Origin of the sequence: Streptomyces sp. WAC 04229 (genome assembly GCF_003947455.1) — a bacterium.
GTDB lineage: Bacteria > Actinomycetota > Actinomycetes > Streptomycetales > Streptomycetaceae > Streptomyces.
The window spans coordinates 1-21430 of the sequence record NZ_QHJH01000118.1; the positions used below are offsets into that span (position 1 = coordinate 1).

The window sequence follows — 21430 nt, forward strand, 5'->3', positions numbered from 1 at the left end:
GCGGGGGTCTTCGCGGGGCCGGGCTGCGCGGGCGGGAACGCCGGCTCGGAGCGAGGGGCCGACAGGGGGTCCTCCGCCCCCTCCGACTCGTCCACCGAGATGCCGAAGTCGGTCGCCAGGCCCTTGAGCCCGTTGGAGTACCCCTCGCCCAGCGCCCGGAACTTCCAGCCCTCCCCGCGCCGGTACAGCTCGCCGCAGATCAGGGCCGTCTCCTGGCCCGTCTCCGGCTTCACGTCGAAGTACGCCAGCGGTTCCGCGTCGGCCGAGGCGGCGTCGTGCACCAGGATGCGCAGGGACCGCACACGGTCGAAAGCGACCCCGTCCGCGGACGCCACCAGCAGGATCCGCCCGACCGAGGGCTCGACCCGGGAGAGGTCTGTCTGGATCGTGTCGGTCAGGCCCTCGGCGACCCGCTTCTTGCCGAGCCGCCAGACCTGGCCGGAGGGGTGCCGGGGCTGGTTGTAGAAGACGAAGTCCTCGTCGGAACGCACGCGGCCGTCCGGACCCAGCAGCAACGCGGAGGCGTCGATGTCAGGGGCCCCGGACCCGGGTGTCCAGCGCAGCACGGCGCGTACCGTGGTGGCTTGCAGCGGGACGTTCGATCCCTTCAGCATCGCGTGCGTCATGCGGTCATCCTGCCCTCTCGGTCCTGGTCACGACAACGCGGGGGCGGGTACTCGACTCGTGTCCGCCTTCCCGGGTGGCCATCGATGACATGGCCGGGTTACCTGGAATTCATGCCCGGTGGGAACCTCCGACATGGATACGTACGTACTATTACCGGCCACCTTTCGACGATTCACAGGTTGCCCAGACACCACGGGGGAGTTTAAATGCGTCATTTCGGACAGATTGCCCCTGAAGTGCGGAAGCGTCTGTTCCACCAGGAGCCCTGCGTCTTCTCGGCCGACTCTCCGGCCCGGCTGCTCTCCGCGGCCCTGGGTGCCACGCTCTACAGCCCCGCCACCCGGCCGAATCTCGCCGACGACATCCTCAAGCAGGGCGCGCGCGGTGTGGTGTCGATGGTGCTGTGCCTGGAGGACTCGATCGACGACGCCGACGTACCGGTCGGTGAGGCCAACCTCGTCCGTCACCTCAATGATCTGGCGAAACGTTCCGACGCCGACGTCCCCCTCCTGTTCGTCCGGGTTCGCACCCCCGAGCAGGTACCCGACCTCGTGCGCCGCCTCGGCCCCGCCGTGCGGCTGCTGTCCGGATTCGTGCTGCCGAAGTTCACCCAGGAACGCGGCGTGCCCTTCCTGGAGGCACTCGCCGCTGCGGAGGCCGCCAGTGGCCGCAGGCTCTTCGCCATGCCGGTCCTGGAATCCCCCGACCTGCTGTACCGGGAGTCCCGGGTACAGACGCTGGAGGGGATCTTCCGCGCGGTAGACAAGTACCGCGACCGCGTGCTCGCCCTGCGCCTCGGCGTGACCGATTTCTGCTCCTCCTACGGGCTGCGCCGGGGCCCCGACATGACGGCGTACGACGTCCAGATCGTCGCCTCCGTGATCGCCGACGTGGTGAACATGCTCGCCCGCGCCGACGGCACCGGATTCACCGTGACCGGGCCCGTGTGGGAGTACTTCCGCGTCCCGGAGAGGATGTTCAAACCGCAGCTGCGGCAGAGCCCCTTCCTGGAGGGTCAGGCGGCCGGACTGCGCCAGAAACTGATCGAGCACTCGATGGACGGCCTGCTGCGGGAGATCTCCCTGGACCGCGCCAACGGCCTGCTGGGCAAGACCTGCATCCACCCCTCGCACGTGCTCCCCGTCCACGCGCTGTCCGTCGTCAGCCACGAGGAGTTCAGCGACGCCCAGGACATCCTGCGGCCGGAACGCTGCGGCGGGGGTGTGATGAGGTCCGCCTACACGAACAAAATGAACGAGGTGAAGCCGCACCGCGCCTGGGCCGAGCGGACCCTGCTGCGCGCCGAGGTCTTCGGGGTGGCGAACGAGGACATCGGCTTCGTCGAACTGCTCGCCGCCGGACTGTCCGACTGACCGCAACGATCCACGACCGACGCAAGGGCCCAGGCCGAGATGGACAACGGGAGGCACGAGTACATGACCGAGAGGGCGCGCGCCGAGGGGCGCGCCGGAGTCTGGTCCGGCAGCTGGGTCGCGGAGCGGCTCGGCGTCGAACTCGCCGGTGACGACAGTCTGACCGGCCTGCTGGGCCTCGCCCTGCGCCGCAACCCCAAACGGGCGCACCTGCTCGTCTCCAACGTGCTCGGCAAACACGTCCCCCAGTCGCCCTCCGTCGTCCACGGCCACGGTGTCGCCCTCGGCCGCCGCGTCCGCGACCTGCTCGGCGCCGAGACGGCCGGACACGCGGTCGTCCTCGGCTACGCGGAGACCGCCACCGGACTCGGCCACTCCGTCGCCGACGGCCTCGGCGCCGCCCCCTACCTGCACTCCACCCGCCGCCCGGTCGCCGGGGTCGGCCGCGCGGGCGGCTTCGAGGAATCCCACTCGCACGCGACCTCCCACCTCCTGCTGCCCGAGGACCCGGCGCTGCTGGCCGGCGACGGGCCGCTCGTCCTCGTCGACGACGAGTTCTCCACCGGCAACACGGTGCTCAACACCGTCCGCGCCCTGCACGAGCGCTATCCCCGCAAGCGGTACGTCGTGGTCGCCCTGGTCGACATGCGCTCGCCCGCCGACGCCGGCCGACTGGAGGACTTCGCCCGGGAGATCGGCGCCCGCGTGGACCTGGTGACGGCCGCCTCGGGCACGGTGCGGCTGCCGCCGGGGGTTCTGGAGAAGGGGCAGGAACTGGTCGCGCGGTACGAGGCCGGGAGTGCGGGTGCGGGTGCGGGGGCGGGGGCGGGATCCGGTGCCGGGGGAGCCGTCGGCCGGATCGCCCGCGTCGATCTCCACTGGCCCGACGGAGTGCCCGACGGCGGCCGGCACGGGTTCACGGCCGCGCACCGTGAGCGGCTGGAGAACGCGCTGCCCGGCATGGCGGCCCGGATCGCCGAGGCACTGCCCGCCGGCGCCAGACGCGTGCTCGTCCTCGGCTTCGAGGAACTCATGTACGCCCCCCTCCGCCTGGCCGACGCACTCGAGCGGACCACCGACGCCGACGTGCGCTACTCCACCACCACCCGCTCTCCCGTCCTCGCGGTCGACGACCCCGGCTACGCGATACGCACCCGCCTGGTCTTCCCCGCACACGACGACCCGGCCGACGGCCCCGGCGAGCGCTACGCGTACAACGTCGCCGGCGCCGGCTTCGACGCCGTCGTCGCCGTCGTCGACTCCGCCGCCGACACCCCCGCACTGCACGCGCCCGACGGGCTGCTGGGCCGGCTCGCCGCCCATGTCCCGCACGTCCTGCTCGCGGTCGTCCCGTCGTACGTCCCGCACGTCCCGCACGCCCCGCACGCTCCCGAAAGGCCCTCCATGCTGTCCGAGCCCCTGCGCGGCCCCGACTTCTCCTCGTACGCGTCCGACGAGGTCGGCTGGCTGCTCCAGGACTTCTCGGACGTGACGCTGGAGGCGCCGACCGAGGAGCGCGAGGAGGCCATCCAGAGCGGCGGCGCGCACTACGCGGAGTCGCTGCCCGTGGAGTACCAGCCCAGCGAGCAGTATCAAGAGCTGTTCCACGCGGCCCTGGACGCGTCCGCCGCCCGACTGGCGCGCGCCGTCGGTGCCGTCACCGAGATCGTGCTCGCGGAGCGGTCGCCCCGCCCCGTCCTCGTCTCCCTCGCCCGTGCGGGCACCCCCGTGGGCATCCTGATGCGCCGCTGGGCGCAGTACCGCCATGGTCTCGACCTCCCTCACTACGCCGTGTCGATCGTCCGGGGCCGGGGCATCGACGCCAACGCACTGCGCTGGCTGGCCGCCCACCACGACCCCGCCGACGTCGTCTTCGTCGACGGCTGGACCGGCAAGGGCGCCATCACCCGCGAACTCGACGCCGCCCTGCGCGACTTCGAGGTATCGGACGGCGTCACCGGCTTCAACCCGGAGATCGCCGTGCTGGCCGACCCCGGCTCCTGCGTACGCACCTACGGCACGCGCGACGACTTCCTCATCCCTTCCGCGTGTCTCAACTCCACCGTCTCCGGCCTGATATCCCGCACCGTGCTCCGCGCCGACCTGGTCGGCCCGCACGACTTCCACGGCGCGAAGTTCTACCGCGAACTCGCCGGCGCCGACCTGTCACCCGCCTTCCTCGACGCCGTCTCCGCGCACTATCCGGACGTCACCGACGCGGTCCACGCCCAGGCCAAGGAACTGCTGGCCGCCGACCGCACCCCCACCTGGGAGGGCTGGGCCGCCGTCGAGCGGATCAGCGAGGAGTACGGCATCGACGACGTGAACCTCGTCAAGCCCGGCGTCGGCGAGACCACCCGCGTGATGCTGCGCCGCGTGCCCTGGAAGGTCCTCGCCCGGTCCGGCGCCGGCGCCGACCTGGACCACGTACGCCTGCTGGCCGAGCAGCGGGGCGTGCCCGTCGAGGAGGTCGACGACCTGCCCTACACCTGCGTCGGGTTGATCCACCCCAAGTACACGCGGGGCGCTACCGGCGCCGACGGCAAGGCGGTGGCGCTCTGATGTCCGTCCTCGTCGCCAGCGACCTCGACCGCACACTCATCTACTCCGCGGCCGCGCTCGGACTGACCATGCCCGACCTGCGGGCACCCCGGCTGCTGTGCGTGGAGGTCTACGAGAGCAAACCCCTCTCCTACATGACCGAGACCGCCGCCCAACTGCTGACCGACCTCGGCGACACGGCCGTCTTCGTGCCGACCACCACCCGCACCCGTAAGCAGTACCAGCGCATCAACCTCCCCGGTCCCGTGCCGAAGTACGCGATCTGCGCCAACGGGGGCCACCTGCTGGTGGACGGCGTCTCGGACCCCGACTGGCATGCACGCGTGACCGCCCGGCTCGCAGACGAGTGCGCCTCGCTGGCCGAGGTCCGGGACCACCTGATGAACACCGCCGACCCGCTGTGGGTGCGCAAGCACCGGGTCGCCGAGGACCTCTTCGCCTATCTCGTAGTCGAGCGCGAACTGCTGCCGGAGGAGTGGGTGAAGGAACTCGCCGTGTGGGCCGAGAACCGCGGCTGGACCGTGTCCCTCCAGGGCCGCAAGATCTACGCCGTCCCCAAGCCGCTGACCAAGAGCGCCGCCGTCCACGAGATCGCCCGCCGCACCGGCGCCGAACTCACCCTCGCCGCCGGGGACTCGCTGCTCGACGCCGACCTGCTGCTCGCCGCCGACCGCGGCTGGCGCCCCGGCCACGGCGAGCTGGCGGACTCCGACTGGACGGCTCCGGCGATCAGCGCCTTGCCCGAGCGCGGTGTCCTGGCCGGTGAGCGGATCCTTCGGGAGTTCCTGCGCGCGGTGAGTCCGGCTCGCTGACTTCGCCGTCCGTGTCACCGGCACCGTCCTCGGTGCCGGTGCGGCGGCCACGCCTGCGGTTGCCGGCCCCCGGCCGCAGCAGACGCATGCCTATGAAGACCAGCAGCGCCAGGGCGGCGATGGCCAGGATCACCTTCGAGTACGTGGAGGCGATGCCCGAGACCTTGGACCAGTTGTCGCCCAGCGCGTAGCCCGCGAGGACGAAGACCGTGTTCCATATCGCGCTGCCCAGCGTGGTCAGGGCGAGGAAGACGGGCAGCCGCATCCGCTCGACGCCCGCCGGTACCGAGATCAGGCTGCGGAAGATCGGGATCATCCGGCCGAAGAACACCGCCTTGGTCCCGTGCTTGAGGAACCAGGCCTCCGTCTTCTCGATGTCGGAGACCTTCACCAGCGGCAGCTTCCCCGCTATCGCCACCGTGCGATCCCGGCCGAGCAGCGCGCCGATCCCGTACAGGGCGAGCGCGCCGATCACCGAACCCGCTGTCGTCCACAGCAGGACGGCTATCAGGTTCATCCGGCCGGAGCTCGCCGCGAATCCGGCGAGCGGCAGGATCACCTCGCTCGGCAGTGGAGGAAAGAGGTTCTCCAGAGCGATGGCGAGCCCGGCGCCCGGTGCGCCGAGTGCGTCCATGAGGTCGTTGATCCACTGCGGTGCCGCGCCGCTGTCGGCGGCCGGCTGCGCTGCGATGGCTGTCATGACGACCACGCTAGAAAATGGCGGCTGAAGAGACCCTGAGGAAGACCGCAAGATCGGCTGCGGTGTACCGCAGGCGGGAATTGCGGTTTTCCGCAGTGTGCGCCCCTGCCGCGCCCGGCTAGCCTCGCGATCATGCGAGTCATGGCGCGACGTGTGGTGCGGTGCGGGGTGGGCCTGATCATGGGGACCGCCACGGCCGCCGTCGAGCTGCTCTTCGCCCTGCTGGCCGGGGTGGCCCTCCTGCCCGTCGCGGCCTGGCCGGCCGCCCGCCGTGCCGTCCTGCGCCCGGTCCTCGCGGGCGCGCGGATACTGGCGGAGCTGGAGCGGGCCCGGCTGCGGATGTGGCTGGATCTCCGGATCACCCCCGCGTACGAGGACGCGCGCGCCCTGCGGTACGTGGCCTGCCACTGGGCGTTGGGCGCCCTGGGAGGGGTGGTGATGCTGACGGCCGCCATCGGCCTCGGGTACGGCACCTTCGGGTTGTACGGCTGGTTCCTGCTGGACGGCATACGCAACCCCGGTTCGTTCGTCCTCGGCAGTCTGGGCGGCCTGTTCCTCGTGTTCCTCGCCGTGCAGGGAATATTCGGGGTGGCCGGCCTGGAGGGGCAGCTCGCACGTCACTTCCTCGGCCGTCGGCACCAGGAGGAGCTGGAGCGGCGGATCGCGGAGCTGGCGGCCAGCCGCGCCGCCGTGGTGGACGCGGTGCACGACGAGCGGCGCCGCATCGAGCGGGACCTGCACGACGGCGTGCAGCAGCGTCTCGTCGCCCTCGGCATGCTGCTCGGCCGGGCCCGCCGCAGCCAGGAGGCCGGCCGCCGTGACCGGCTGCTGGGCCAGGCCCACGACGAGAGCCGCCGCGCCCTGGACGAGCTGCGCGAGGTGGCCTGGCGGATCTATCCGACGACCCTGGACGAGGCGGGGCTGCGGGCGGCGCTGGAGACGGTCGCCGAGCGGGCGTCCGTGCCGGTGGGGGTGGAGTACGACCTCGCCGACGAACCCGAGCGGGCGGTGGCGACCGTCGCCTACTTCGTCGTCTGCGAGGCGGTCACGAACGCGGTCAAGCACGCGGCGCCGACCCGGATAAGCGTCGCCGTCAGAGCGGAGGAGGAACGGATGTACGTGAGCGTCCAGGACGACGGCTGCGGTGGGGCAGACGCCACCGGCAGCGGACTGTTCGGGCTCGCCCGCCGCGTCGCCGCCCTCGACGGCAGCCTCAGCGTGGTGAGCCCGCCGGGTGGGCCCACCCTGGTCTCCGCGGAGCTGCCATGCGGCTGATCCTCGCCGAGGACTCGACCCTGCTGCGGGAGGGGCTGGTGCGGCTGCTGACGGAGGAGGGGCACGAGGTGCTCGCGGCCGTCGGCAATGCGGAGCTGCTGCTGAAGGCCGTCGCCGAGGACCCGCCGGACGTGGTCGTCGCCGACGTCCGGATGCCGCCCACGCACACCGACGAGGGCCTGCGCGCGGCCCTGGAGATACGCGAGCGGTGGCCACAGGTCGGAGTGCTGGTGCTCTCGCAGTACGTCGAGAAGCGGTATGCGACGGAACTGCTGACCGGAGAGACGGAAGGAGTCGGATACCTGCTCAAGGACCGGGTGGTCCAGATCGACGAGTTCCTGGACGCACTGGAGCGGGTGGCCGCCCGGCGGGCGGCCTTCGACCCCGAGGTCGTCCGCCAGCTCCTCGGCCGTACGACACACAGCGATCTGCTCGCCCGGCTCACCGGACGGGAGAGGGACGTGCTGGGCGAGATGGCTCAGGGGCACACCAACGCGGCGATCGCGCGGCGGCTGCACATCTCGCAGAGCGCCGTGGAGAAACACACCAACGCGATCTTCGACAAGCTGGAGCTGACGGGAGGTGAGGGCTATTCACGCAGAGTGCTGGCGGTGCTGCGCTATCTGGGCAGCTGAGGGCGGCCGCCCTCCGGGCTCAGCCGCAGCAGCCCCCACCGCAGCAGCCGCCACCGCCACCGCCGCCCGACGACGGCGCGGGGGCGGACGAGCCCGCGGAGCCGCCGACCGCGACCGTCGACAGCAGCTTCACCGTGTCGTCGTGGCCCGCCGGGCAGGCGGCGGGGGCGGAGGACTCAGCCATGGGACGGCTCAGTTCGAAGGTGTCGCCGCAGCTCCGGCAGCGGTACTCGTAGCGAGGCATGCGCACAGGTTAGCCGGACCGGCCCGCGACCGGACCCGGCGGCGGCGAAGTGGCCGCCGTCCCGCCCTGCGGTCAGTGGCCGGCCCCGCGCTCCTCACGGATGTGGGAGACCACCTGGCTCGTCGACTGCCGGACCGCTTCCGTCTCCGTAAGGAAGTGCCAGTAGTCGGGGTGGCGGCCCTCCAGCGTGGTGATCGCCCGTTCCAGCCGGGCCACGGCCTCGTCCAGGGGGCGCGCGTGACGCGGGTCGGGAGTGTTGCGGCCCGCCATGGCCAGGCGCTGTGCGTCGCGGATGGCGAAGCGGGTGCGCTCGATCTCCTGCTGCGGGTCCTTCTGCACGGCGTTGAGCTGCCGCAGCCGGTCACCCGCCGCCGAGACCGCCTCGTCGGTCGTGTTCAGCAGGGCCCGGACCGTCGAGAGCAGGGCGGTGGCGTCGGGCCAGCGCTGTTCGTCGCGGGCGGTCTGCGCCTCGGTGAGCTTCCGCTCGGCCTGCCGGACCGACTCGGTGGCCTGGTCCGGCACCTGCTGCAGGTCCTGCCAGCAGGCGGCGGTGAACCGGCGGCGCAGTTCGCTCAGCACCGGCTCGACCTGCTCGGTACGGGTGGTCAGGGCCTGGGCGCGGGTACGCAGGGAGACCAGCCGGTGGCTGATCTCGTCGGCGCGCTCGGGCAGCCGCTCCGCCTCGGCGCGGACCGCCTCGGCCTCGCGGGTGACCCGCTCGGCCCGCTCCAGGGTCTGGGGCACGCCGTGCTGTCCCGCGCCCTGGTTGAGCCGGGTCAGCTCCGGGCCGAGGGTGGCGAGACGGGTGGCGAGGTCGTCCGCCTTCAGCCCGGAGCCGCGGGCGGAGTCCAGGGCGTTGGAGGCGGCGAGCAGGGCCTGCCGGGCGCGTTCGACGGAGGGTGCCAGCCGGGCCAGCTGGGTCTCGGCCTTGCCGAGCAGGGGACCGAGGCCGTCGGCGAAGCGGTCGAGTTCCTGCTTGACCCGGCCCAGCTCGTTCTTGGCCGCGGTCAGTTCGCCGCGGGCGCGGGAGGCGGCCGAGGCATCCAGGTCGTCCCGGTCCAGGTCGTGGGCGTCGACGGCGCCGATGTACTGATGGCTGACCTCGTCGATGCGCCGGCCGAGCGCCTCGAAGTCGGTGACCGCGCGCCGGGCGGCGGGGGAGGAGTCGACGGCCGCGATGGTCTCTATCGAGATCCGCAGGTCGCGCTGGGCGCTGTCCAGCTCGTAGAAGGCGGCCGCCGCGTCGTCCTTCGCGGCTTGGGCCTCCGCCCGCTGGCTCTCGGCCCGTCCGCCGAACCAGCGCCGGGTGCCGCCTCCGGTGAACGCGGCGGGCAGCGCGAGTACGGCGAGGACCGGCAGGCCCATCAGGGTGAGCGTGTCACGGACCGCGCTCGGAGGGCGGCGACGCGAGCGCTGCGGCGGGCACGACACGCGCGCCACCATCGGCGAGTACGGCTGCGATGGTGTCGCCGTCACATCCCTCTCCCGTGTCGTCCGTCCTGCCCGGGTCCATTCTCCCACCCGATAGGGACGAACACACGGGCCGGTCAGTTCGCGGTTCGGACCGTGACTTTGCCGTCCTCGGTCCGGGCGTTCACCTCGTGCGTGCTGGTCTCGTCCCGCGGTACGGAGACGTCGACCCCGCCGTCATCGGACTGCGTCGACACCTTGTACGTGTCCCGGGGCAGAGCGATCGACACGGAGCCGTCGCCGCTGCGGGCCTCCACCAGGTCCGGGACGGTGCCGAGTTCGAGGCGGACCGAGCCGTCCCCGGTGCGTGCGCTCACCCGGCGGGAGGAGACCTCCGCGCGGACGGAACCGTCGCCGGTGCGCAGTTCCAGCGGTCCCGAGGTGTCGGTGACGTGCACGGATCCGTCGCCGGTACGGATGTTCAAGGAGTCCCTGAAGCCTCGGGCCCGGACGCTGCCGTCCCCGTCCTCGACCTTGACGGCGACGCCTCGCGGCACCTCGATCCGGTGCTTGGCCTCGCAGTCGGCGATCACGCCGGAGCAGTGCACCCGCAGTTCCAGCCGGTCGCCGTCCATCTTCCAGGTCACCTCGGGCTCCGAGCCGACGGCGACCGACCCGGAGAACCAGCGGGTGACCTCGACCTTCCCGGACCCGTGGTCGTCCGAGGCGACGATCTCCAGGGCGGAGTCGTCGGAGTCGACGGTGAGGGTGCTGCCCCGCAGACCGAAGGACCGGTGTTCGGGTTCCTTGTCGTCCGAGGCGGAGGCGCAGGCACTGAGACCCGCGACGAGAACGACGACGGCGCCGGCGGCGGCGAAAGCGCGAGCGTGAACGGTACGGGCGGGCATGACGGTCTCCCCCTGGGACGGACGGTGAAGTGCCGCGCCGGGGCCTTCCGGAGTGGATGCGGCCCTGCCGACGAGGCTCTTCGACCGTACGGAGCACGGGCCCGCGGGGGGATCCGGGTCACTACCGGATCCGGGGTGGGGATAACCCCCGGCCCGGGCCATGTAGGCTGTCGACTCGTCCTGGGTGCGTAGCTCAGGGGTAGAGCGCCTGCCTTACAAGCAGGATGTCGGCGGTTCGAAACCGTCCGCGCCCACCAGGACCGGCGCCGCTGTCGTCGGTGATGAGGCCCCCGGAGATTCTCCGGGGGCCTCTCGCGTGCCTCCGCCATGTCCTGTCCGGCCATCATCCCGGGCATGCCCGGGATGATGGCCGGACCGAGAAGGCCAAGGGCCGCTACGCCCCCGCCAAGACCCTCGCGACGACATCGTCACGGCACAGCAGGCCGAGATCACCGAGATGAACAGGCTCCTCGGCAAGGGCTGGACGCCCGCACGGGTCCTGTTCGGGTGACGTCGCTCAGGCGTCCCGGGGCGGGGTCTTTGGGAGCGGGGTGTCGTGGGCGCGTTTGAGCTCCGACCGGGCGTTCACCTGGTCGGGGCCGGTTATCTCCGACCAGTAGCGATGCGTGCTGACGAAGACGGCCAACTCGCGCTCGCGCTGCCGGAGCTTCTCGACCTCGGCCTGTTCGTCCGCCGACCAGCCGGGCGAGGCCGGGCGCTCGACCTTGCGCCAGCCGTTGTCGTCACTGAATCCGTCCAGGGGCTCCACGGACCAGGGGAGTCTCTTCAACAGGGCCGTCAGCTCGGCCCGGACCTGATGCAGTTCCTCCTGACCGGCGAGGAGGTCACTGGGGAAATCATAGGTCGTTGCCACAGCCTCAATAATACGCCTGTTCGATTTTGAGGCGCGCGTTCCCTTCAGTGGTTCACGCGAAAGGGTGGCCCGGGAACACGTCGGTTCCGGCCCGACTGTCAGACCCCTGCCCTACCGTGAAACACATGGATGGCGTGGACGAGCGGGCCGGACGGTGTGCGGGGCGGCTGCGCCTGGTGCCCTGGGCGGAGGGGGATCTGTGGCTGCTGCGCAGGACCAACAGCGCCGAGATGACCGCGCACCTCGGCGGCCCGGAGACCGAGGAGCAGCTCGCGGCCCGGCACCTGAGGTACACCGGCCTGCGGACGGGGCGGAAGTACCGGGTGACGTCGGCGGACGGCACCGAGACCTTCGGCTCGATCGGGTTCTGGCGGCGGACCTGGCAGGACGCGGAGGTCTGGGAGACCGGGTGGGCGGTGCTGCCGGAGTTCCAGGGGCGGGGGCTGGCGGTGCGGGCGGCCAGGGCGGTCCGTGAGGAGGCCCGTGCCGAGGGGGCGCTCCGGTATCTGCACGCGTTCCCCGGCGTCGATCACGCCGCTTCCAACGCGGTCTGCCGCGGAGCCGGGTTCACCCTGCTCGGGCAGGCCGACTTCGAGTACCCGAAGGGCCACTGGATCCGGTCGAACGACTGGCGGGTGGACCTGGAGAGAGGAGACTGAGGCCATGTGCCGCAGCATCAAGACCCTTCGTCCGCCCGCGATGCCCGAGGAGGCCACGGAGGACGAGATGAGGGCCGCGGCCCTCCAGTACGTGCGCAAGGTGTCCGGTTTCCGCGCACCGGCCGCGCACAACCAGGAGGTCTTCGACCAGGCGGTGGAGGCCGTCACCCGAGCCACGGCCGACCTGCTGGCCGGCCTGGAGGTACGGGGCGCCTCCGGCGCCCGACGCGCTTCCTGACACGCCGGACACCGCCGGGGCGCCCGCCCGCTGCCACGCGGGCGGCTCGGCGTACGCGTCCGCCGAGGAAGCCGTCAGTACGGGCGGCGACGCGTCCGTCGGGAAGCCATCGGTACGGAGTCGACGCGTCCGCTGAGGAAGCCATCGGTACGGGCGACGTCTCCGCGACACGACGGTCGTGGTGCAGGGGCTTCTGAGGTACGAGTACGGCGCCGTGCGGCTCGCGGCGTCCCCGGGACGCGAAGGCTTCGGCGCGTCGTGCGGCACGCGCGGGGCGCGTACTCGGCCTGCAGCCCCCACCTGAGGGGGCCGTCCGACGGCACCCGGCCTGCGGCCCCCACCCGAGGGAACCCGGCTGAGGGCATCCCGCCGGCGGCATCACCGCCGAACGGCATCCGCGTGCGGCACCGCCGCCGACCGGCACGCCGCCTGCGGCATCACCGCCAACCGGCACCCCGCCCACGGCACCACCACCGACGGCACCTCGCCCGCGGCACCCCCTACGACGCCTCCGAAGCCCGAGGCTGGCGCCGCATCAGGTATGCCGCTCCCGCCCCCGCGCCGAACAGCGCCACCACGGACACCGCCGCCGCCAGCCAGGTCGTGCCGAGCCACTGGCCGCCGAAGTAGCCGAGCGCGACGCTGTAGGCGGCCCAGGCCAGCCCGGCGAGGGCGGACCAGGGGAGGAACTCGCGGATCCGGCGGTGTGCGGTGCCGGCGACGAGCGAGACGACCGAGCGGCCCGCCGGGGCGAACCGGGCCAGGACCACCAGGGCGCCGCCACCTCGGGCGAGGGCGCCGCCGAGACGTTCCTGCGCCGTGGTCAGCCGACGGGAACGGGCGATGGCGCGGTTCAGGCGGGGCCCCCCGCGCCAGGCGAGGCGGTAGACCGCCAGGTCACCGAGGACGGAGGCGGTCGCCGCGCACAGGGTCAGGACGAGGATGTCGGGAACGTCCTCCGGTCCCCGCCCGGCAGCCGCCGCGCCGGAACCCGCGGCCGCCGCCGTCGCCGCCGTGATCACCAGGACGCCGCTCGGCAGCACGGGGAGGAAGATGTCGAGGAGCACCGAGACGGCCACCAGCGCGTAGATCCATGGGCTGCTGACCAGCGACCCGATACTTCCCAGACTCTCGACCACCACAACTCCCCGTTACTCCCCCGTGGACCGGACCGTGCCGCGAGACGCGGGGCTTCGGAGCGGCCCATCACAGCCATACAGCGTACGCCGGGGGTGTGACAGAGGGTTCACAGGGGGCTCGTGTGTTCGGCACCGGACGTTCACCTCGGAGGGGACGTTCACGCCCTCCGGGCCGCGGCGGGCCGCCGGGGAGCCGGGTCAGGCCGCGACCGGCGTCTGCCGCTCCGGGGCGGTCTCCGCGCGCCCCGCACCGCGCCGCGCGAAGAGCCGGTCAAGACCCAACGCGCCGGAGCCGGTGAAGGCGAGCAGGAGGAAGGCCCAGCAGAACATGGCGGCGGCCTCGCCGCCGTTCTCCATCGGCCACAGGGCGCCCGGCTGGTGCACCTTGAAGTACGCGTAGGCCATGGAGCCCGAGGACACGATCGCGGCGGCGCGGGTGCCGAGGCCGAGCAGGACGAGGCCGCCGCCGACCAGTTGGATCACGGCCGCGTACCAGCCGGGCCAGGTGCCCGAGTCGATCGTGCCGCCGGTGCCTCCCGCGCCGCCGAGGACGCCGAAGAGCGAGGCGGCTCCGTGGCAGGCGAAGAGGAGGCCGACGACCATGCGGAACAGGCCGAGGGCGTAGGGCTGGGCGCTGTCGAGGCGTCCGGACATGTGGGGGGTGCTCCTTCGGTCGAGCCGGCCCGGAGGGACCGGTGGGGGACGGAACCGAGTGGGCTGCCCACGTTAGGTCGGCCTAACTAGTGCTTGCAAGTTCAACATTTGGCCACAGGTTGACGTGGGATCACGCCGACACCCCGTCCGCCTCCGCAGGTGGGAGCGCTCCCACGCTCGGGCCGAGGCCCGCCGACGTGACTCATTTCATACCCGGCGGGCCCCGCGCGTAAATGCCGACCGTGCCGCTCAGGCCAGATCCCGCTCCATGGCCGTCCGCAGGGTGATGCCGCCGCCCCGGTCCGTGCGGGCCTGCTCCAGCCGCAGCCGTGCGGAACGCCCCCGCAGGGTCAGCGTCATGAGCTGGTTGCCGAACCAGGGCCCGCCGGTCTTGCGCCAGCTGACCGCGGCCGGCGCACACCGTCCGTGCCGGGCGATGCGCCGCCCGAGGGCACGGGCCAGGGCGCTCCAGCCGAAGCGGAAGCCGAGGCGGATCGACGGCGGCACGGAGTTGTGGACGGGGGAGCAGGTCAGCTGGGCCACCCGGGCGTCGGGCGCGCGGTCCGCCCAGGAGGGTTCGGCCACGTAGGCGTGGTGCACGTCGCCCGAGAGGACGCTGATCGTCGCGGGCGCCCCCGGCCCCGTACCGGCCTCGGCGATCAGGTCGGCGAGGGCGTCGAAGGACGACGGGAAGGCGGACCAGTGCTCCAGGTCGGCCCCGCGCCGGATCCGCTCGCCGCGCCGTGCCCAGCGGGCGCCCCGTTCGCCGCCGCACATCGCGGCGTTCCAGGCCTCCACGTCGTGCACCAGGTGGGGCAGCAGCCAGGGCAGGGAGGTGCCGATCAGCAGATGGTCGTAGGAGTCGCGCCGATCCAGGACCTGTTCGCGCAGCCAGGCCGCCTCGCCCGGGTCGAGCATCGCGCGGCGGTCCTCCTCCAGGACGCGGCCCGCGCGGGAGTCGACCATGACCAGCCGGGTGCGGCCGAAGTCGCGCCGGTAGCTCCAGCGGACGGACGTCGGCTCGGCGTCGGCGCGGGCGGCGAAGTCGCGCAGGGCGTCGGTGCCGTCGGGGGTCTCGCGGACGGCCGCGTAGAGGGGGTCGGCGGCCAGCTCGTCGGGGGAGAGGTTGCCCAGCTGCTGGTACACCCAGTAGGACATCAGCCCGCTCGTCAGGCGCTCGCGCCACCAGTCGGTGGCCCGCATGTCGGCGAGCCAGGCGGCCGAGGTGTTCCAGTCGTCGATGACGTCGTGGTCGTCGAAGATCATGCAGCTGGGGACGGTGGAGAGCAGCCAGCGCACCTCGGGGTCGCGCCAGGACTCGTAGTAGAGGTGGGTGTACTCCTCGTAGTCGGCGACCTGCTCGCCCGGGGCCTCGTTCAGGTCGCGGCGGCCGGAGATCCACTGCCGCGTGGCGTCGGAGACCTCGTCGGCGTACACCTGGTCACCGAGCAGGAGCAGTACGTCGGGCCGCTCGCCCCTGGGTGCGGCCGCGATGCGGGCGGAGAGGGTGTCCAGCGCGTCCGGGCCCACCGGGTCCTTCCCGCCGGCGGGCGGCGCGGCCCAGCGGCAGGAGCCGAAGGCGACGCGCAGGCCGTCCTCCTCGGTGGGCGTGCTGATCACGGACGGCGGGAACGGCGAGTCCGGCGGCGGCCACGCGCGGGTGCCGTCGAGGAGCACCTCGTACTCCGTCGACGTACCGGGCGTCAGGCCGCTCACCGCGACGAGGGCGTAGTGGTGCCCCGCGACCTGGAAGGTGCGGGTGGTGCCGCGGGCGCCGTCGGCGCAGCGCACCTCGGCGGTGCAGGGCCGGTTCGTCTCGACCCAGACGGTCGCGCACGAGCCGTCGGTGTACCTCAGCAGTGGCCCCAGGCGCAGACCGGCCATGGTGATCCCCTCTCCGTCGCCCCGTACGGTACGGAACGACGGAGGCCGGTGGGGAGGGTCCGCGCCGAAGAGTCGGTGGACGGTGCGTCAGCAGTTCGCGAGCCGGCTCTGCAGAGCCGACTTCTCGGCGGAGTCGACCGAGAGGCCGTAGTAGTACTTCACCTGGACCCAGGCGCGGACGTAGGTGCAGTGGTAGGCGGTGCGCGAGGGCATCCAGGTGGCCGGGTCCTGGTCGCCCTTGGCCTGGTTGACGTTGTCGGTGACCGCGAGGAGCTGGGGGCGGGTCAGGTCGTTGGCGAAGGACTGGCGCCGCGAGGTGCTCCAGGAGCCGGCGCCGGAGTCCCAGGCCTCGGCGAGGGGGACCAGGTGGTCGATGTCGACGTCGCCGGAGGCGGACCAGGTGGCGCCGTCGTAGGGGGAGTGCCAGCTGCCGCTGGTGGCGGCGCAGGAGGAGTCGGTGACGACGCCCGAGCCGTCGCGCTTGAGGACGGTCTCGCGGGTGTTGCAGGCGCCGGACTGGGTGATCCAGTGCGGGAAGAGGTCGCGGTCGTAGCCCGTGCGGTTCTCGGTGGCCACGGTGAGGGAGGCGAGGTAGGAGCGGGCGGTGGCGGCGCTGACCGGGGTGGGGAGGGCGGCGGAGGCGGCCGGGCCGTTGAGCAGCCCGGCCGAGGCTATGAGGCCGGTGAACGCGGCGAGGAAACCGAGCCGTCGACGCGCGTAGAACTTCGGCATGCGAACTCCCTTGGGGTGTGGGGGTGTTGGGACGCGGGCAGGGGAATGCTCGCGACGCCGCATGGCGCACAGATGTGCGGTCGGTTAGAAGTTAGTGACGTGTGCATGGCACGTCTATAAGTGCGACGGGACTTTCGGCCCTCGGAGCCGCGCCGGGGCTCGCGTACTATGGACGGCGCAGAAGGGGAGTAGCTCTTCGCCGGACCGTCGACATACTGCTCAGCTCGTCTGAGCCGGCGCCCGGAGGCAGGCCTCGTTCGCGAGGCCGGCCAGCGAGACCTTCGGCAAGCAGTGCACGCCCGTGCCGTACGGCGGGGGCGGACCAGTGTGCTGCCGTGCCGAGGTGTCGCGCGAGGCGGACATGATGAAGTCCGCGGGAATCAGCACTCTCGGCGGGGTGGCCCCGACCGATTGAGGAATCTTGATCAGCCTGACCGTGACGGCGCTCGTCTTCGGCGTCGTCTTCCTCGCCGAACTGCCTGACAAGACCGCGCTCGCCGGGCTCGTCCTCGGCACCCGCTACCGCGCCTCCTACGTCTTCGCGGGCGTGGCCGCCGCCTTCGCGCTGCACGTCGTGCTCGCGGTCGCGGCCGGCAGTGTGCTGACCCTGCTGCCGCAGCAGCTCGTGCACGCGCTGACCGGTGTGCTGTTCCTGGGCGGCGCCGCCGTGCTGCTGATGAAGAAGGACGAGGAGGACGAGGAGATCCGCAAGCCGGAGGACCAGTCCTTCTGGAAGGTCTCCGGGGCGGGCTTCATGCTCATCCTGGTCGCCGAGTTCGGCGACCTCACGCAGATCATGACCGCCAACCTGGCGGCCCGCTACGACGACCCGCTCTCCGTCGGCCTCGGCGCGGTGCTGGCCCTGTGGGCGGTGGCCGGGCTCGGCATCGTCGGCGGAAAGGCCCTGATGAAGCGGGTTCCGCTGCGGCTGATCACGAAGGTCGCGGCGCTGCTCATGCTCGGGCTCGGGGTGTGGAGCCTGTGGGAGGCGATCGTCGGCTGAGCCCGGAGTCCGGTCCGCCCAGGGGGGCGTGCGCGCGGGACACCGCGTGAACGTTCGGGCCGTTTCGGCGGCCCGGTGGCGCGATCCCCCGTCTGTTTTGTACCGTGGATGAACAAAGTGGCTCCCGCCCGTTCTCCCTGACCGGCGGGCGGGGCCGCCTTGTTTCCTCCCCGCACCCTGGAGACTGCCGATGACGGCCACCGCCACCACCGTTCTGCCCGCCCGCGCCCTGCTGCTCGACATGGACGGCACCCTCGTCAACTCGGACGCCGCCGTCGAGCGCGTCTGGCGGCGCTGGGCCGACCGCAACGGGCTGGACGGCGACGAGGTCATGAAGGTCGTCCACGGTCGGCAGGGCTACGCCTCGATGGCGCTGCTGCTGCCGGACCGGCCCATGGAGCAGAACTACGCCGACAACGCGCGCATGCTCGCCGAGGAGACCGCCGACACCGTGGGCGTCGTCGCGATCCCCGGCGCGCCGGACTTCCTCGCCTCGCTGCGCGGCCTCCCGCACGCCCTGGTGACCTCCGCCGACGTGGCGCTGTCCACCGCGCGGATGGCCGCCGCCGGGCTCGCGCAGCCGGACGTCCGGGTCACCGCCGAGTCGGTCGGCGCCAGCAAGCCCGACCCCGAGGGCTTCCTCAAGGGCGCCGCCGAACTGGGCGTCGCCCCCGCGGACTGCGTCGCCTTCGAGGACTCCGGCGCCGGCATCGCGGCCGCCCGGGCCGCCGGGATGCGGGTCGTGGGCGTGGGCCCGCGGGCCGGCTTCCACGGTCCGGACGTGGTCGTGGAGGACCTGACGGCGGTACGGGTGGAGGCCGTCGCCGACGGCGGCCTGCGGCTGCACATCGGCTGACCTCCCGGCCGGGGCGTCAGGGCTCGCGCGTCTCCGACTCGAGGCGGCGCCGGGTGTCCGGTCCGTAGACGCCGAGGTCCTCGGAGCGGATACCGCGGGCCCACTGGTACGTGCGGACCGAGTCCTCGACGCGGTGGTCGTAGCTGCCGTCGACGTCGCCGGTGTACAGGTACAACTGGGCCAGCCGCTGCTGGAGTTCCACGACCTCCGCGCCCCGGTCGCCGCGCCGCAGTCCCGGGCCGCCGTAGTGGTCGCGGTCGTCGTCCTGGGACTCCTGCGGGGCCTTCTCGGTCGCCGTGGACGTCGCGCTCGGTGTCGGTTCGGCCGACCGGGACGGGGACGGCGACGCGCTCGACGCCGACGGGGACGGCGGGGCCGACGGGCTCGCGGAGGCGGACGCGGAGGCCGACGGGGACGGCGCCGCGGAGCCGGCCCGCGGGGCGGGGGCGGCGCTCGTTCCCGTGGTCGGGGTGCCCTCACTGGGCGACGGGTCCGGCACGCCGACCCGGACCTCGTCCGGCAGCGCTCCGTCCCGTGACGGTGCCTCGTAGGAGAACAGCCCGCTCGCGTACCCGGCGGCGCCCACCACGACCACGACCGCTCCGGCGGCGCTCAGCAGCGTGCCCTTGCGCCGCCTGCCCGACCGGCGCCCGCCGGAGCCGGCCGAGGGCCCCGCGCCGGACGGTACGGGCGCGGTGGCCGCGGTCTCGAACAGGCGCAGGTCGTGTGCGCGGGGCGGGGCGGCCGAGGGCGCCAGCGGGGTGGGCAGCACGGAGGTCGCCTCGGCGGCGGCGCCGGGCGGCCCGGCGCCGACGGCGCGCAGCGTCATGGTGGCGTCCGGCTCCGTGCCGTGCGCAGCCGCGTCCCCGGTGGGCGGGGCCCCCGGCGCGGTGGCCTCGGGCGCGGTGGCCTCCGAGGGTGAGCCCGCCGCTGCCGAGGCCGCCGAGGGTCCGCTCCCCGGAGCCGAAGGTCTCGTTGACGCGCCCCCCGAGGGCGTGCCCTGCACCGACGAGCCCCCCGAGGGCGTGCCCTGCGCCGGCGAGCCCTCCGAGGTCCTGCCCTCCGCAGGGGTCGCCCCTGGAGCCGCGGCCCCCGTGGGTGCGGTCCCCGGAGTCGAAGCCCCTGTGGCCGGAGTCCCTGGAGTCGAAGGCCCCGGGACCGCAGCTCCCGCGCCCCCGCCCCCGGGACGTGAAGTTCCTGGGAGCGCAGCCCCCGTGGCCCCGACCCCGGGGCGTGAAGTTCCTGGGAGCGCAGCCCCCGTGGGCCGCTCCTGTTCCACGCGTCCGTCCCTCCCCTCGCGACTCCCCTCGCGAACTCCAGAGATTATGCAGATATTCTCCACACTTCCGCGCACGAGCCCCCGGAATGTCGGCTTCCTCAGGGAGGAACAGGCCGCTCAGGCCGCAGCCCGGAGCCCTTTCGCGAACCAGTGCTGGGCGTACGGGCTCTCGTTGTGGGCCTCGGTCTCCATGTAGCCGAGGCGCGCATAGAGGGTGCGGGCCTCGACGAGGTCGGTGCGCGTGTCGAGGATCATCCGGGCCGCCCCGAGCGCCCGTGCCGCGTCCTCGGCGGCCCGCACGAGCAGCGCCGCACCGCCCCGGCCCCGCGTCCCCTCGTACACGAAGACCCGGGTCAGTTCGGCCGTGGTGGCTTCCAGCAGCCGTACGCCCGCGGTGCCGGCCGGTTCACCGCCGTACCGCGCGACCAGCAGAATCCCCCGGGGCGGGACGAGTTCGGCGCCGGACTCCGCCGCGATCTCGCGTTCCAGCTCGTCGGCGTCGGTGCGCCGCCCCTCGTGCAGCAGGTACCAGCGGTCGCTGACCTCCGTGTAGTACGCACGCCAGAGGGCGGCGGCGACGGGGGAGTCGTACGGTTCCGGGGAGATGGTCCAGGTCATGCGCACATTGTCGGGAGAGGGCCGGCGCGCCGGGCAAGCGTATTTCCCCACCGGCTCCCAGCGGTGTACGGGCGGCCCGCCCGGACGGCCGTTTGAGCGCGCGGTCCGGGGCAACACGAACGGCGAACCGGCCAGTTCGGAGCCGGTAGGGCCGAAACTCGGAAGGCACTCATGTCCACAGGCGTGATCATCGCTTTGATCGTGATCGTGGCGGCCGTGCTCGTCGTCGCGGCCGTCGTTGCGCAGCGAGCACGGGGTCCCCGGCACGGCGGAAGCCTGAAGCGCCGCTTCGGGCCGGAGTACGACCGGGCGGTTGCCCGGCACGACGGCGACACCAAGGCCGCCGAGCGTGAACTGGGCGAACGGGTCGAGCGGCACGGGTCGTTGCACACGCGGCCGCTGGAGTCCGCCGAGCGCGAGCGCTTCGAGGCGCGCTGGACCGCCGCCCAGGAGCGCTTCGTCGACTCCCCGCGCGAGGCGGTCGGCGAGGCCGACCGGCTGCTCGCGGAACTGGCCGGGGTCCGGGGCTTCCCGGGCGGCGACCAGTACGAGGAGCAGCTCGCGGCGCTGTCCGTGCACCACGCCCACCAGGTCGACGGCTACCGGCGCGTGCACCGGGTGACGCACACGCGTGCGGACGGCGCGCAGGAGAGCGGCGCGGACACGGAGGAGCTGCGCGAGTCCATGGTCGCGGCCCGCGCGCTGTTCGAGGAGCTGGTCCGCCCGGGCCGGCACGAGGCCACCCGTTCCCGCACTGCCACGAACACCGGCGAACCCGTCCCCGCGTCCCGCGCCCCGCACACGTGGTCGCTCGGCAAGCGCCGGCCGAAGGAGAGCTGAGGCATGCCCGACGTGACCCGAAACCCCGGCGACACCCCCGACCCCACGGCTGTCCCTTCTACCCATCTGACGCTGCCGACGACCCACTCTGTTCACCTCTCGCTGTAC

At 72.8% G+C, this 21430-nt stretch carries 22 protein-coding genes and 1 tRNA gene; 11 read left to right on the forward strand and 12 right to left on the reverse strand.

The features are described 5' to 3' along the window. Positions 1–626, reverse strand: a 626-nt coding sequence (locus DMH12_RS26075; RefSeq protein WP_148107545.1) for a TerD family protein, incomplete at its 3' end; no start/stop codon positions are given. A 207-nt stretch (positions 627–833) separates the two neighbouring features. Here DMH12_RS26075 and DMH12_RS26080 point away from each other — a divergent pair. The 3 genes from DMH12_RS26080 (at position 834) to DMH12_RS26090 (ending at position 5374) form a co-directional block, all read left to right on the forward strand. Beyond that, positions 834–2000, forward strand: coding sequence for an HpcH/HpaI aldolase/citrate lyase family protein (locus DMH12_RS26080; RefSeq protein ID WP_125493894.1), 1167 nt, complete (start codon positions 834–836; stop codon positions 1998–2000). 63 nt (positions 2001–2063) lie between these two features. Beyond that, on the forward strand, positions 2064–4562 hold the full coding sequence (locus tag DMH12_RS26085; protein ID WP_185832533.1) for a phosphoribosyltransferase: 2499 nt from the start codon (positions 2064–2066) through the stop codon (positions 4560–4562). Further along, positions 4562–5374 carry an HAD family hydrolase gene (locus DMH12_RS26090; RefSeq protein WP_122620336.1) on the forward strand — a complete coding sequence of 271 codons (813 nt, stop codon included), beginning with the start codon at positions 4562–4564 and terminating at the stop codon, positions 5372–5374. The genes DMH12_RS26085 and DMH12_RS26090 overlap by 1 nt, the downstream gene beginning before the upstream one ends. Here DMH12_RS26090 and DMH12_RS26095 read toward each other — a convergent pair. Next, positions 5292–6074: a DedA family protein gene (locus DMH12_RS26095; RefSeq protein WP_185832534.1), complete on the reverse strand. Its 783-nt coding sequence runs from the start codon at positions 6072–6074 to the stop codon at positions 5292–5294. The genes DMH12_RS26090 and DMH12_RS26095 overlap by 83 nt on opposite strands. Before the next feature lie 132 nt (positions 6075–6206). On the opposite strand from DMH12_RS26095, the gene DMH12_RS26100 reads away from it, so the two are divergent. Both DMH12_RS26100 and DMH12_RS26105 read left to right on the forward strand, forming a co-directional pair. Continuing rightward, entirely contained in the window at positions 6207–7349 is a 1143-nt protein-coding gene (locus tag DMH12_RS26100; RefSeq protein WP_185832535.1) for a sensor histidine kinase, read from the forward strand. Then, positions 7340–7984: a response regulator transcription factor gene (locus DMH12_RS26105; protein ID WP_163016306.1), complete on the forward strand. Its 645-nt coding sequence runs from the start codon at positions 7340–7342 to the stop codon at positions 7982–7984. The genes DMH12_RS26100 and DMH12_RS26105 overlap by 10 nt, the downstream gene beginning before the upstream one ends. A 19-nt stretch (positions 7985–8003) precedes the next feature. On the opposite strand, the gene DMH12_RS26110 is transcribed toward DMH12_RS26105, so the two are convergent. The 3 genes from DMH12_RS26110 to DMH12_RS26120 form a co-directional block, all read right to left on the reverse strand. Beyond that, entirely contained in the window at positions 8004–8228 is a 225-nt protein-coding gene (locus DMH12_RS26110; RefSeq protein WP_125493897.1) for a zinc ribbon domain-containing protein, read from the reverse strand. Positions 8229–8300: 72 nt separating this feature from the next. Beyond that, positions 8301–9704: a hypothetical protein gene (locus tag DMH12_RS26115; RefSeq protein ID WP_125493898.1), complete on the reverse strand. Its 1404-nt coding sequence runs from the start codon at positions 9702–9704 to the stop codon at positions 8301–8303. A 71-nt stretch (positions 9705–9775) separates the two neighbouring features. Continuing rightward, positions 9776–10546 (reverse strand): DUF4097 family beta strand repeat-containing protein, encoded by a 771-nt coding sequence (locus DMH12_RS26120; protein WP_125493899.1) that lies wholly within the window; start codon positions 10544–10546, stop codon positions 9776–9778. A 182-nt stretch (positions 10547–10728) separates the two neighbouring features. Between DMH12_RS26120 and DMH12_RS26125 the strand changes: the two genes are divergently transcribed. After that, a tRNA-Val gene (locus DMH12_RS26125) sits at positions 10729–10803 on the forward strand. 260 nt (positions 10804–11063) lie between these two features. On the opposite strand, the gene DMH12_RS26130 is transcribed toward DMH12_RS26125, so the two are convergent. Further along, a complete protein-coding gene (locus DMH12_RS26130; RefSeq protein WP_125493900.1) occupies positions 11064–11420 on the reverse strand; it encodes a hypothetical protein in 357 nt (118 codons plus the stop codon). A gap of 125 nt (positions 11421–11545) precedes the next feature. Between DMH12_RS26130 and DMH12_RS26135 the strand changes: the two genes are divergently transcribed. Both DMH12_RS26135 and DMH12_RS26140 read left to right on the forward strand, forming a co-directional pair. Beyond that, positions 11546–12079, forward strand: a complete 534-nt coding sequence (locus DMH12_RS26135) for a GNAT family N-acetyltransferase (protein WP_125493901.1) — start codon at positions 11546–11548, stop codon at positions 12077–12079. Between the two features lie 4 nt (positions 12080–12083). Next, a complete protein-coding gene (locus tag DMH12_RS26140; protein ID WP_122620344.1) occupies positions 12084–12317 on the forward strand; it encodes a DUF2277 domain-containing protein in 234 nt (77 codons plus the stop codon). A 500-nt stretch (positions 12318–12817) separates the two neighbouring features. On the opposite strand, the gene DMH12_RS26145 is transcribed toward DMH12_RS26140, so the two are convergent. From DMH12_RS26145 to DMH12_RS26160, 4 genes are all read right to left on the reverse strand, one after another. Then, positions 12818–13456, reverse strand: a complete 639-nt coding sequence (locus DMH12_RS26145) for a DedA family protein (RefSeq protein ID WP_125493902.1) — start codon at positions 13454–13456, stop codon at positions 12818–12820. A gap of 198 nt (positions 13457–13654) precedes the next feature. After that, positions 13655–14110, reverse strand: a complete 456-nt coding sequence (locus DMH12_RS26150; RefSeq protein ID WP_125493903.1) for a DoxX family protein — start codon at positions 14108–14110, stop codon at positions 13655–13657. A gap of 249 nt (positions 14111–14359) precedes the next feature. Then, positions 14360–15994: an alkaline phosphatase D family protein gene (locus tag DMH12_RS26155; RefSeq protein ID WP_125493904.1), complete on the reverse strand. Its 1635-nt coding sequence runs from the start codon at positions 15992–15994 to the stop codon at positions 14360–14362. A gap of 87 nt (positions 15995–16081) precedes the next feature. Further along, positions 16082–16726, reverse strand: coding sequence for an HNH endonuclease family protein (locus DMH12_RS26160; RefSeq protein ID WP_125493905.1), 645 nt, complete (start codon positions 16724–16726; stop codon positions 16082–16084). Between the two features lie 421 nt (positions 16727–17147). On the opposite strand from DMH12_RS26160, the gene DMH12_RS26165 reads away from it, so the two are divergent. Continuing rightward, positions 17148–17729, forward strand: coding sequence for a TMEM165/GDT1 family protein (locus tag DMH12_RS26165; RefSeq protein ID WP_125493906.1), 582 nt, complete (start codon positions 17148–17150; stop codon positions 17727–17729). Between the two features lie 190 nt (positions 17730–17919). Continuing rightward, a complete protein-coding gene (locus tag DMH12_RS26170; protein ID WP_125493907.1) occupies positions 17920–18585 on the forward strand; it encodes an HAD-IA family hydrolase in 666 nt (221 codons plus the stop codon). Positions 18586–18601: 16 nt separating this feature from the next. On the opposite strand, the gene DMH12_RS26175 is transcribed toward DMH12_RS26170, so the two are convergent. Together DMH12_RS26175 and DMH12_RS26180 are read right to left on the reverse strand one after the other, a co-directional pair. Beyond that, a complete protein-coding gene (locus DMH12_RS26175; protein WP_125493908.1) occupies positions 18602–19414 on the reverse strand; it encodes a peptidoglycan-binding protein in 813 nt (270 codons plus the stop codon). 567 nt (positions 19415–19981) lie between these two features. Further along, complete coding sequence (locus tag DMH12_RS26180) at positions 19982–20482, reverse strand: GNAT family N-acetyltransferase (RefSeq protein WP_125493909.1); 501 nt, start codon at positions 20480–20482, stop codon at positions 19982–19984. Positions 20483–20653: 171 nt separating this feature from the next. Between DMH12_RS26180 and DMH12_RS26185 the strand changes: the two genes are divergently transcribed. Further along, entirely contained in the window at positions 20654–21322 is a 669-nt protein-coding gene (locus DMH12_RS26185) for a hypothetical protein (RefSeq protein WP_125493910.1), read from the forward strand. The last annotated feature ends 108 nt before the right edge of the window (positions 21323–21430 follow it).

Bases quoted from the DNA above. Each gene is read 5' to 3' on its own strand.
- DMH12_RS26080 (WP_125493894.1), top strand. From the start codon at position 834: ATGCGTCATTTCGGACAGATTGCCCCTGAAGTGCGGAAGCGTCTGTTC.
- DMH12_RS26085 (WP_185832533.1), top strand. From the start codon at position 2,064: ATGACCGAGAGGGCGCGCGCCGAGGGGCGCGCCGGAGTCTGGTCCGGC.
- DMH12_RS26090 (WP_122620336.1), top strand. From the start codon at position 4,562: ATGTCCGTCCTCGTCGCCAGCGACCTCGACCGCACACTCATCTACTCC.
- DMH12_RS26095 (WP_185832534.1), bottom strand. From the start codon at position 6,074: ATGACAGCCATCGCAGCGCAGCCGGCCGCCGACAGCGGCGCGGCACCG.
- DMH12_RS26100 (WP_185832535.1), top strand. From the start codon at position 6,207: ATGCGAGTCATGGCGCGACGTGTGGTGCGGTGCGGGGTGGGCCTGATC.
- DMH12_RS26105 (WP_163016306.1), top strand. From the start codon at position 7,340: ATGCGGCTGATCCTCGCCGAGGACTCGACCCTGCTGCGGGAGGGGCTG.
- DMH12_RS26110 (WP_125493897.1), bottom strand. From the start codon at position 8,228: ATGCCTCGCTACGAGTACCGCTGCCGGAGCTGCGGCGACACCTTCGAA.
- DMH12_RS26120 (WP_125493899.1), bottom strand. From the start codon at position 10,546: ATGCCCGCCCGTACCGTTCACGCTCGCGCTTTCGCCGCCGCCGGCGCC.
- DMH12_RS26135 (WP_125493901.1), top strand. From the start codon at position 11,546: ATGGATGGCGTGGACGAGCGGGCCGGACGGTGTGCGGGGCGGCTGCGC.
- DMH12_RS26140 (WP_122620344.1), top strand. From the start codon at position 12,084: ATGTGCCGCAGCATCAAGACCCTTCGTCCGCCCGCGATGCCCGAGGAG.
- DMH12_RS26150 (WP_125493903.1), bottom strand. From the start codon at position 14,110: ATGTCCGGACGCCTCGACAGCGCCCAGCCCTACGCCCTCGGCCTGTTC.
- DMH12_RS26155 (WP_125493904.1), bottom strand. From the start codon at position 15,994: ATGGCCGGTCTGCGCCTGGGGCCACTGCTGAGGTACACCGACGGCTCG.
- DMH12_RS26160 (WP_125493905.1), bottom strand. From the start codon at position 16,726: ATGCCGAAGTTCTACGCGCGTCGACGGCTCGGTTTCCTCGCCGCGTTC.
- DMH12_RS26170 (WP_125493907.1), top strand. From the start codon at position 17,920: ATGACGGCCACCGCCACCACCGTTCTGCCCGCCCGCGCCCTGCTGCTC.
- DMH12_RS26175 (WP_125493908.1), bottom strand. From the start codon at position 19,414: ATGACGCTGCGCGCCGTCGGCGCCGGGCCGCCCGGCGCCGCCGCCGAG.
- DMH12_RS26180 (WP_125493909.1), bottom strand. From the start codon at position 20,482: ATGACCTGGACCATCTCCCCGGAACCGTACGACTCCCCCGTCGCCGCC.
- DMH12_RS26185 (WP_125493910.1), top strand. From the start codon at position 20,654: ATGTCCACAGGCGTGATCATCGCTTTGATCGTGATCGTGGCGGCCGTG.